Annotated in this window: 5 protein-coding genes; 4 read left to right on the top strand and 1 reads right to left on the bottom strand. The window is 60.7% G+C overall.

Translation table 11 applies throughout. The features are described from left to right. Positions 1 to 92: 92 nt before the first annotated feature. Positions 93 to 545, bottom strand: a complete 453-nt coding sequence (locus ACH2ED_RS05055) for a tetratricopeptide repeat protein (protein ID WP_395089116.1) — start codon at positions 543 to 545, stop codon at positions 93 to 95. Between the two features lie 56 nt (positions 546 to 601). Here ACH2ED_RS05055 and ACH2ED_RS05050 point away from each other — a divergent pair, with 56 nt between their 5' ends. From ACH2ED_RS05050 to ACH2ED_RS05035, 4 genes are read left to right on the top strand one after another with little or no spacing between them, the layout of a single operon-like run. Beyond that, the gene (locus ACH2ED_RS05050) at positions 602 to 1,468 is read left to right on the top strand and encodes a glycosyltransferase family 2 protein (protein WP_395089115.1); all 867 of its coding nucleotides are present in this window, start codon (positions 602 to 604) and stop codon (positions 1,466 to 1,468) included. Further along, positions 1,437 to 2,297: a glycosyltransferase family 2 protein gene (locus tag ACH2ED_RS05045; protein ID WP_395089114.1), complete on the top strand. Its 861-nt coding sequence runs from the start codon at positions 1,437 to 1,439 to the stop codon at positions 2,295 to 2,297. Before ACH2ED_RS05050 ends, ACH2ED_RS05045 begins: the two co-directional genes overlap by 32 nt. Beyond that, positions 2,297 to 4,216, top strand: coding sequence for an O-antigen ligase family protein (locus tag ACH2ED_RS05040; RefSeq protein WP_395089113.1), 1,920 nt, complete (start codon positions 2,297 to 2,299; stop codon positions 4,214 to 4,216). The genes ACH2ED_RS05045 and ACH2ED_RS05040 overlap by 1 nt, the downstream gene beginning before the upstream one ends. A 51-nt stretch (positions 4,217 to 4,267) precedes the next feature. Next, positions 4,268 to 7,108 carry a 2-oxoglutarate dehydrogenase E1 component gene (locus ACH2ED_RS05035; protein WP_395089112.1) on the top strand — a complete coding sequence of 947 codons (2,841 nt, stop codon included), beginning with the start codon at positions 4,268 to 4,270 and terminating at the stop codon, positions 7,106 to 7,108. Positions 7,109 to 7,110: the final 2 nt, after the last annotated feature.

Raw genomic sequence — 7,110 nt, 5'->3', positions numbered from 1 at the left:
GGCATCTCTTAGGATGCCCACTTCTTCTGTGGCTTCGGCTCTCAGGCCGAAGCCTTCGGATAAATACCCCGGAGCTTGCTCCGGTCGGATGGTTATTTCGGGCTGACTTTTTCCAGCTTCGCCAGCATTTTCTGGGCTATGGAGGTGAGATTGGGATCTCGCGTCTCAATAATCTTCTGACAGTAGATTTTTGCTTCGTCATTGCTTTTTGCGAGCATTAGATCCAGTGCTGTGTCGAATAAAATCTGAGGGTTCTCGGGCTCACGGAGCAGAGCCAGCTTACGCTCTGCAATCGCTTTCGCGAAGTCTTTTCGCTTGTGTGCTTTTTCCGCCAGAGCACAGTGCGCCACCGGATCCCCAGAGTCTTTTGCCAGACGCGTCGCAACGTCGCTTTCGGAGAGCGTCCCGGCGGCGGCGAACTCAGCGGCGTGGGCGGTTTGAAAAGGGGTCTTGCCGGTTTTGGCCGTGAGATAGGCAAAGGAGCCGCAGACATAGAGCAAAGGCAGTGCCCCCGCACCGATGAGAAGCTTGAAGATGAGTTTCATGCTGGTCAGAACGTAAATCGGCTGCGTTTGGTTACGGCGGCTATAATAGCCGAGTAATGCGTCTCTCGGTGATTATTGTCCACTGGAACACGGCTCCTGATCTGAGGGAGTGCCTCACGGCGCTTCGGGAGTTTCCGTGGAGTCAATCGGGCGGCGAGACGGAGATTATTGTGGTGGATAATGCGTCGAGCGATAGGGCCGTGGCGATGCTGACGGCGGAGTTTCCCGAGGCGCGGGTGATTGCCAACGCCGAGAACCTGATTTATGCGGCGGCGACCAACCAGGCGCTGACGCGGGCGACGGGTGACTATATTCTGCTCCTCAACCCCGATGCGCGTGTCACCGAAGGCGCGATTGACAAACTAATCAGGGCGCAAAAAGCGATTGTGGCGGCGAAATTAGTTTCGGACGATGGCTCGGTGCAGAAGTCGGTGCGGGCGTTTCCGACGCCGCTGGCGACGATCACGGGAAGCTGGACGCGGCTGGCGTTTGACTACGAGAGGGCCGGGCCTGCGCCACAGCCGATGATGTCGTGCCTGTGCTTCACGCGGGAGGTCTACGAGAAAATAGGCGGGCTGGACGAGCGCTTTCCGCTGTATTTTAATGATGTAGACTGGAGCTTTCGGGCGGAACGAGCGGGGCTGGAAACGTGGTATATCCCGGAGGCAGTCGTCCGACACGGGCACGGGGGAACCACGAAGCGCGTTCGGCGGTCTGCTGTCTGGGAGTCGCGGCGGGCTTGGCTGCGCTTTTTAAAGAAACACTTTGCGCGTGACCCGCTACGGCCTCTGGCGATAGTGGCGGTCACGCTGGACGCCTGGCGACGAACCGGGCGCTGGGGGAAATCGCTTGGAAGAGACGGGGGCAGGGCGACGCCTGAGAGTTTGCGTCGTGAGCTGGAAAGCGAAGGACGACCTTCGTGAGTGCTTAAGAAGTGTTGTCGGCTGGGACACCGTTGTGGTGGACAATGCGTCGGGCGATGGCAGCGCCGAGCTGGTGGCGAGCGAGTTCCCCGAGGTGCGACTCATTGCGCTGGATGAGAACACGGGCTTCTCGGGTGGCAACAATGTCGCGCTGGAGGGCTTGGACGCCGACTACGCCCTGCTCCTCAACTCCGATGCGACCGTCGAGCTGAGTGGGCTAGAGCGGCTCCTAGCCTTTGCCGATGCCACGCCCGACGCGGGAATTATCGGGCCTAAGGTCGTCAACCCCGACGGCTCCATTCAGTACTCCTGCCGCCGCTGGCCGACATTTGCTGCCGGAATGTTTCGCAATGTCTGGCTGGGGAGGCTCTTTCCCGGCAATAAACCCGCGTCGGACTATCTCATGCAGGACTTTGATCACGCGAGTGTACTGGACGTAGACTGGGTCTCGGGCTGCGCCTTGCTCATCCGAAAAGAGTGCCTAGACCACATCGGCTTGCTTGATGCGGAAACATTCTTCATGTACTGTGAGGACATGGACTGGTCTTTGCGGGCGCATCAAAAGAACTGGCGCGTCGTGTACTTCCCCGGCTGCGTCGTCACGCACGCCATCGGTAAGTCGTCAGACAATGCGGCGGAGCGCATGATTAAAGAGCACTCCCGCTCGATGTGGCGCTTCTGGCAGAAGCATCGTGCGTTCTTCGCGGACAAAGTCCCTGCGGCTCTCCAGCCTTTTGTCTGGTCCGGAATCTGGCTCCGTGCCTACGTGAGAATCGGCAAGCGTCGCCTCACAGGAGCAGGAAAGCGCGACTGGAGGAAGCGCAAGTGATGCAAAAACTTGGTTTTGGTGCGCTTTTACTTGCCCTCACACTCGCCCCGTTCCTAGGCGGCAACCCGGCAGGCGATCAATACGGCAGTGATCCGCACTTAGGAGCGCTACGAATTCTGGTGCTGGTCGCGGCGCTTGCCTCCCCCCGCTCATCCCTCGCGACCCCCTCCGGCTTCGCGAAGGGGGTGAGTTCTCTGGCATTGCGGCTGATGGTAGCTTGGTCGGCGCTCTCGCTACTCGTGCACTCAAAGTTTTTCAGCTCACCCGTTCTTCTCTTTGCTCAGATTCCCGCCGTGCTTGATCTGCTCTGTGTTGCGCTTGTCTTCTCGCTCGCGGCAAAGTCCGATGAGAGCCAGCGGCAAAAAATCAGCATTGCCTTGGTATTTGGGCTCGGGATTCATGCCCTAATGGCGGCGCAGCAGTACGGCACGGCGAAGCAAGCCGGCCAAGACTGGTTCCGCGCCACGGGGCTCTTTTTCTCCCCCAACTTCTCGGCGGGCTTTATCGCGCTACTGCTGCCACTTGCTTTTGCGCTGTGCCTGCAAGCCAAGGATCGCCTCGCCGCGCTCGGCTTTGGTCTCGCCAGCGCTCTTGGCTTCGGAGCGCTCATCGCCAGCGGCTCGCGCGTGGGAATCGCCGCAGCCGTGCTGGGCTTGCTGGTGGCTTTGGTGCTGGCCAACCCCCTAGCCCCCCACCCAGAGGGCACCCGGCGGGGGAAATTCGATGTGAAACGTCTTGGGATTTTATTGTTGGCCTGCCTCGCACTTGGTTTCGGGTTCAAGGGCGCACTGGTATCACGCGACAAAGCGCCGACGACACGCACTCTGCCGTTTGTGGATGACTTCCGGCTCTGGACATGGCGTGGCACGGCGAGGATGGCGGCGGCCAATCCCGTCTTTGGCACCGGGCCGGGGACATTCTCGGCGCTCTACCCTCGCTACGCCGACGTGAAGCTCACGGGTCACGCCCACCAGTCGTACTTACAGCTCGCCGCCGAGAGCGGCATCCCGACGCTGCTTGGTGCACTCGTCGCCATCGTCGCCACGGTTTTCAGCTCCCCCCTTCGCGACGCCGGAGGGGGGCTGGGGGGGAGGTTGCTCACCGGTGCCCTGCTTGGTGGCATCCTCGCCGCACTGATCCGTGGCTTCTTCGACTCCGAGTGGGCCATCCTCGGCAACGCCCTGCCCTTCTGGACCGTTCTCGGGCTGGCATCTCCCCGCTTCGCTGCCCCTCTTCCCGCGAGCCTGCGAGCAAGAGGGGAAGAGGGGGCAAGCCGAGCGGTAGCGAAGGCGAGGGGGAGATGGCATGCGCTTCCCGCAGCACTCGGTCTGCTCTTCGCTCTACTCAATCAAACAGGGATCTATCCGCCCCAGCCGCGCCCCCTCGCCGAGGCTGGGAAGTTTGTGGAGGCCGCCGAACTAGAGCCAACCCCACGCTGGCACTTCCGCATTGCGCGGCTTGCTGAGCAACAAGGACGCTTTGCAGAGGCAGTTGCCGCGTTTGAGAAAGCACGCGAGGCCGACCCCAACGACCTGGCGACGCTCCGGGCGCTTGCCGAGACAAAAGCAAAAGCCGGAGACAGTGACGGCGCACAGGCAACCTGGCGACAGCTAATCTTGGTCTCGGAAGGGCCTGCTGGTAAGTACCGTGCGATCTCTGAAACCACCGAGCTTGCACCTGCCTATGCCTATGCCGCACTCGGGCAGTGGGAACAGTGCGCCGCTCTGATCATCGCTCACTCGCATACGGAGCCGATCTATCAGCTCCAGGCGTATAATGTCGTGGACGGCAACCTTGAAAAAGCACGTACGCGCCATGCGGAGCTGATCACACTCTTTGAAACGGCCATGAGCCACTTGCCGGAGCGCGGTGCGGAAAAAAGCGAAACACAGGCTCGCCTGGATAAGTTCTTTAATTAATCTGTATCTATCGAGAACGACAACACGGTACAATAATAAATCGGTAAACGAATGAATACACTGCTGGATTTCCACGGCCCCAATGCCGGGTACGCACTTGAACTATACGAACAGTATCAACGAGACCCTCACTCCGTAGATGCCGAGACACGCGCTTTCTTTAGCCAAGGTTTCTCCCCCGACACCGGCCCCATGGCTGCGGCTCTGTCGTCGGACTCAATGGGAGCACTCACGGCCAGCCAAGTGGACGTCATTGTACGCGTCAGCCGTGTCGTACGACTGGTTCGTGAGATGGGTCATGCGGACGCACAGCTCGACCCACTTGGCGTGAATCCTCCTCCCGGCGATCCGGAGCTGTCTCTGAACTACCACGGGCTGACCGAGGCCGCTGTGGCATCGCTCCCCGCCAGCGTGGTCGGTGGCCCGTGTGCCGAAGGGGCGGCCAGCGCTCTGGAAGCCCTCAGCCGCCTCCGTACGGTCTACTCGGGAACCGTGGGCTACGAAGACGACCACATCCAAATTGCGGAGGAGCGTCACTGGTTTAGAGAAGCGGTGGAGAGTCGCCGGTTCTTTGCCACGGTCACCGACGAGGACCGCAGGACACTTTTCGAGCAGCTCACCGCCGTGGACAGCTTCGAGCAGTTCCTAGAGCGTGTCCAGCCCTACAAAGGACAAAAACGCTTCTCCATCGAGGGCATTGACATGCTCGTGCCCGTGCTCAACACACTTATCAACGAGGCGGCGAAGGCTGGGACCCGTGAGCTGGTAATGGGGATGGCACACCGAGGGCGCCTCAGTGTACTAACCCATGTTTTAGGGAAATCCTACGAGGATGTCCTCGCTGAGTTCCCCAGCGATCCGCGTGCCATTGATGCGCTGGAGGGCTCCGGCGGCGAGACCCATGCCTACACGGGCGATGTGAAGTACCATAAAGGCTTCCGGCTGACCTACAAAAACGGCGGCTCGGTCTCGATGCCCATCACACTGGCACCCAACCCCAGTCACCTAGAGTTCGTCAACCCCGCCGTGGTTGGGCGAGCACGGGCGGCGCAAGAGAGCCGCGACCGTGCAGGGCTCCCTAAGCGCGATATTTTGGCCTCGCTAGCTGTGCAAGTGCACGGGGATGCGTCGTTTCCCGGCCAGGGCGTGGTGGCGGAGACACTGAATCTCTCCCAGCTCTCGGGCTACCGCGTGGGGGGGACAATTCATATCATCGCCAATAATCAAATCGGCTTCACCACCAACCCGCTGGACGGTCGCTCGACGATGTACGCAAGTGATCTGGCCAAGGGCTTTGAGATCCCGATTGTGCATGTGAACGCCGACGATCCCGAGGCGTGTCTGGCTGTGACGCGGCTCGCGGTAGCCTATCGGCAAAAGTTTGGCAAGGACTTTCTGATTGATCTGGTCGGCTACCGACGGCTGGGCCATAACGAGCAAGAGGAGCCCTCCTTCACGCAGCCCCAGATGTACGAAAAGATCCGCCAGTTCCCGCGCTTGGCCGTCAAGTGGGGCAATGAGCTGGTCAAGCGCGGGCTGCTCACCGAAGCGGAGACAAAGGCTCTCACCGATGCCGCTTGGAAACGTCTGGAAGACGCCAAAGAGCTGGCACTCAAGACAGGCTACCCCAAACACGAAGACCATCCCCACACCGAGAGCGACCCGTGGCAAGTCGCGACAGCGGTGCCTGCGGAGCAGCTTCAGACCACCAATGCCTTCCTGAACGCCGTCCCTGAGAACTTCGCGATTGATAGCAAGCTGGAAAAAGCCTTCCTGGGCGGACGACGGGCCGCACTTGACGGCGAGCGCAAGATTGTCTGGGCCCATGCCGAGGCACTGGCCTATGCCTCCATCCTGGAAGACGGCACTCCGATTCGCCTGACGGGGCAAGACACGCAGCGCGGCACGTTCACCCAGCGGCAGATGGTCTGGCACGACATCAAGAATGGCAAGAGCTACTGCGCCCATCAGCACCTTCCCGATGCCAAAGCCTCGCTGGCGGTGATCAACAGCCCGCTCTCGGAGACAGCGGCGCTGGGCTTTGAGTACGGCTACTCGGTACACGCCGAAGGAACGCTGGTGCTCTGGGAGGCACAGTTCGGCGACTTTATTAATGGGGCGCAGGTGATCATTGATCAGTTTATTGTCAGTGGAAAAGCCAAGTGGGAGCAGCACCCCACGGTCGTGATGCTCCTGCCCCACGGCTACGAGGGTGCGGGGCCCGAGCACTCGTCAGCGCGCCTGGAGAGATTCTTGCTCCAGTGTGCGGGTAGCAACCTGCGCGTGGCGAACTGCTCGACCGCGGCCCAGTACTTCCACTTGCTTCGCCGCCAGAGTGCCACTCTCAAGACCGACCCGCGCCCGCTGGTCGTCATGACCCCCAAGAGCCTCCTGCGCCATGCCCGCGCCGCTGCCACTCTCTCCGAGCTCTCGGCAGGTGGCTTCCAGGCTGTTCTCGACGACACGCGCGACGCCAGCCGTAAGAAAAACGTCACACGCCTGGTCCTCTGTAGCGGAAAAGTCTACTACGACATGGTCTACGGCGCGGCCCCACAGTACACCGAGCGCCCCGACTATCTCGCCGCGGATGGCGTTGCCGTGGCCCGCGTAGAGCAGCTCTACCCCTTCCCCTCGGGTGATCTAGAGGCACTGATCGCCAGCTATCCGTCGGTGCAGGAAGTGATCTGGCTACAGGAAGAGCCCCAAAATATGGGGGCTTGGGTCTTTATGGCACCTCGCCTAGAGAAGCTGTTGGGCTTCAAGCCGATCTACATCGGTCGTCCTGAGGAAGCGAGCCCCGCCGAAGGTTCCCAGACGACCCACAACACCGAACAGCATCGGATTGTCACAGAGGCGTTTCTGAACGTCCCCGCAAGAAAGAGAGCGAAGTAGCA

It is taken from the genome of Armatimonas sp. (genome assembly GCF_043757465.1).
In the GTDB taxonomy this organism is placed as follows: Bacteria; Armatimonadota; Armatimonadia; order Armatimonadales; family Armatimonadaceae; genus Armatimonas.
This window is presented reverse-complemented; position numbering and strand designations above follow the sequence as displayed.